Below are 3,424 nucleotides of genomic sequence, written 5' to 3'. Positions count from 1 at the left end.
ATTAGCGCAAAGCAAGAAATCATTCTAACAAGCGGAGGCGGCTATATCCGTATTGCGGAAGGAGTGGTGGAGTGTGCGGCCCCGGACAAGATTATCCAGCGGGCAGCGGTGTGGCAGAAGTTTGGCGGACAAAGTATAAGCCAAGCAGCGCAGGGCTGGGAAAACAGCACATTCGAAATGGGGCCTGAAGTGGTCTGGCCCTATTCGGACAAACCTGTAGCGGGTCAGAAGATTAGCCTGACGCATAGCGATGGCACCGTGCAGGAGTTAATGACCTCTGCATCTGGTCGTGGAGTAAAGCAAAGCCTATTGGAACCAGCATCAATACAGATAAACCTAAAGGATGAGGACTAACGGATGAGTGAGGCCACTGTAAATAATCGCGTCCTACTGGGCTACGACAAGTTTGGGCATCCCCTTTATAAGGTCATTGCTACACCCAAAGAGAGAGACCAATGGCTCAAACTTTATAAGATGCCGGATAGGATCATTCCGGTTGTCTTTTTACCAGGGGTGATGGGCAGTAATCTCATGGACCTCGATGAAGAGCAACCAGTCTGGACCGTAAATGGCATTTTAAGCTTGTTACCCTGGATTGGCCGAGGGCCATTGATAAGGAAAATACTACTGGACCCCACTAAAACCATTGTCGATCCCAGAGGGAGTATTGATGTCGAAAGCCCTGAAGAATATCGACTATTTAAATCTCGTCGAGAGAGAGGCTGGGGTGAAGTGGGGGCGATGAGCTATGGTAACTTCCTTTCTTGGCTCCAGGAGGCGCTGAACGATAATCAAGTAATGTTAAAAAATAAAACCAGCAAAAATGGCAGCCTGACGTTGCGTGAGAGGTTGATGGATAAAGCCTTGGGTGCAGAAATTGGTGAGAGTAACCTGACCTCAGAAGAAGTGGCGCTAAGTTATCAGTATCTCTTTCCGGTCCATGCGGTGGGCTATAACTGGCTGCAGTCGAATGTAGATTCTGCACAAGCACTGGCCGGACGTATTGATAAGATAATTAACGATTACAAAGCCAGCGGACGAAAATGCGAAAAGGTTATCCTGGTGACCCACTCAATGGGAGGACTGGTTGCCCGTTACTATTCAGAACTGCTGGAGGGTGATTACGGGAAGAAAAATATTCTGGGTATTGTGCACGGGGTGATGCCGGACCGCGGTGCTCCGATGGCCTATAAGCGTATGAAAGCGGGAGAGGCGGGGGTGGTTGGTTTAGTCATTGGTAGCAATGGTGCTGAAATGACCCCTGTACTGGCACAATCACCGGGCCCTTTACAGCTTTTACCTGGTAATGGATACGGTATGGGGTGGCTGCATATAGAAGGTCTTGAGGGACCGCTGCCCCAATCGAACCCCTATACGGAAATCTACCTCCAGCGATCGGCATGGTGGGGATTATGTGAGGAACGTTTTATTAATCCAGAAAATAAAAGCGGGGATAAAGTATTGTTGGAACAAGATTGGAAACATTTCAAAAATATCATTAATAATCATGTCAGTAATTTTATAGAGAAACTTAATGGTCAATACCATGAATATACCTGTGCCTTTTACGGCAATGACGGGAAGAAATATCCTACTTATGCCGAACTGCAATGGAAGGACGTAGGCAGAAAATATACCCATGAAAACAACCAATCTCAGATTAGTGAACGGGGAGTAATATTTTACCCTCCAGACAAATTTAACCAATCCGTTCGTTATGCGACACTGGAAACCCCCAGAGAAGGTTATGTGTTCGGAAAGTATAAATTATCCCCCCCAGATGAAGATGGCGACGGTACGGTGCCGCTAAGGGCTGCAGTGCTCAGCTTTGCTGGATTAAAGGCGCAGTTGGGGGTAGGGGTTGATCATGAGGGAGCGTATAAATCAGACAACACCATGGATGCGCGTTGGTTTACCCTGCGGTCAATAATAAGAATTGCACAACAGGTAAAGAATACGGGGCTGGCCTATCGTGAATAATATAAAGATCAAAGCCTTCATCCTCGCCGTTTTAATTATGGTGGGTTATGGTGGATATCAATATTTTCGTCCTTATAACCCATCACCACAAACACTGACGTCAGCACAGCAGGAAACCATGAATAAGATAACCGCTGAAATAAAACCCTATTGCGTGGGTCGTTATATACTAGACTTACCATCATCCTTTGTGGCCTATAATGACTCTGCGCCATTGGAGCAAAATCGCTGGGCGGCGGTAATTTCTAGGCCAGAAGATATGTATAAAACTTATCTAGCGACAAAAAGGATGTATCCTCCGGGATTTAAGCAGTTAATCGCATTGCGTGAAAAGACTCTACAAAACAGTAAAACTATAGATGTTCAGGATATGCCCTTTTTGAAAAAGGTTTGGTTGTTGCCGGACGGCATGGATGGGATGATTTTTGAACGAAATGAAAATGGAGGCGTTTCAGACGCAATGCGTATTCTGGAAGGATATCTGTATACCAACGGTGTGGTTATTAAGCTGCAGAAGCAGACAGTCAATGACTCAGCGCCACGCTATGAAACGCAGCGCCTTGGTGACCCTATTCAGAACTATGTGCAAGCTGATGTCAACCAGATGCAGTCGCTGATGGCAAGGATAAGCGGGAGGGAGAATGACGACATTCCGACAACGCCTGGTTCTTGTATTAACCATGCGTTTATTGCCAGCGACCTGACGGAAAAGGATGAAGAAGATATTAAGATAAGATTTATCAGTAATATTTTCGATAATATACGTGTTGTGGTTTCCAATAATAACTTTACACCGGAAGAAAATACCCTATTAGACAGGATGGGAGAGATAAAGAGTAATATCTCTCGCTCACGAGGAAGAGTAGAAAGAAATGGTGCCTTTATTGTCAATGGTTTACAGGCGCAGGAATTTCTAGCAGCAGGCTTACAGGAGGATAACGATGAACCTCGATATCAATTTGAAATGTATATCAATGAGATGACGGCCAGTTACCAGAGTCCGGGTTTTATGCTGATCTTAAATAATCAACGTATGCCACCGACCTCCTATAGCAAGGAAGAAATTATCGCCTTCTGGGATACCCTTAGCCGTAGCGTCCGTGTCCGTCCCGGAGCTTTTTGAACAGTCGAAAAGGGTGATGGATTACTAACAAGGTATCACAATGGATAAAATAATACGGAGAGGGATTGCTCTTGCTGTTTTTGTTGCGCTGGGATATGGGGGGTATCAATATTTTCGCCCTTATGCACCTTCTGCACAAAAACTGACATTATCACAGCAGGAAACTATGAAAAAACTGAATTCCGAAATAAAACCCTATTGCGTCGGACGTTATATGCTCGATCTGCCATCATCCTTTGTGGCCTATAATGACTCTGCGCCATTGGAGCAAAATCGCTGGGCGGCGGTAATTTCTAGGCCAGAAGATATGTATAAAACTTA

3 protein-coding genes and 1 pseudogene are annotated in these 3,424 nt (G+C 45.4%); all 4 read left to right on the top strand.

The annotated features are described in order from the left end of the window. Positions 1-354, top strand: a 354-nt coding sequence (locus DW47_RS16335) for a DUF2345 domain-containing protein (RefSeq protein ID WP_038027425.1), incomplete at its 5' end; no start/stop codon positions are given. Positions 355-357: 3 nt separating this feature from the next. Continuing rightward, complete coding sequence (locus tag DW47_RS0108740; RefSeq protein WP_029686014.1) at positions 358-1,980, top strand: lipase family alpha/beta hydrolase; 1,623 nt, start codon at positions 358-360, stop codon at positions 1,978-1,980. Continuing rightward, positions 1,973-3,103 (top strand): T6SS immunity protein Tli4 family protein, encoded by a 1,131-nt coding sequence (locus DW47_RS0108735; RefSeq protein WP_029686013.1) that lies wholly within the window; start codon positions 1,973-1,975, stop codon positions 3,101-3,103. The genes DW47_RS0108740 and DW47_RS0108735 overlap by 8 nt, the downstream gene beginning before the upstream one ends. Positions 3,104-3,143: 40 nt before the next feature. Continuing rightward, positions 3,144-3,424, top strand: a pseudogene (locus DW47_RS17560) (T6SS immunity protein Tli4 family protein); the annotation flags it as partial.

The sequence above is a fragment of the Tatumella saanichensis genome, from assembly GCF_000439375.1.
GTDB lineage: Bacteria > Pseudomonadota > Gammaproteobacteria > Enterobacterales > Enterobacteriaceae > Tatumella > Tatumella saanichensis.
This window is presented reverse-complemented; position numbering and strand designations above follow the sequence as displayed.

What these genes read in the sequence shown, in the direction of transcription:
- DW47_RS0108740 (WP_029686014.1), top strand. Translation starts at nt 358, where the DNA reads ATGAGTGAGGCCACTGTAAATAATCGCGTCCTACTGGGCTACGACAAG.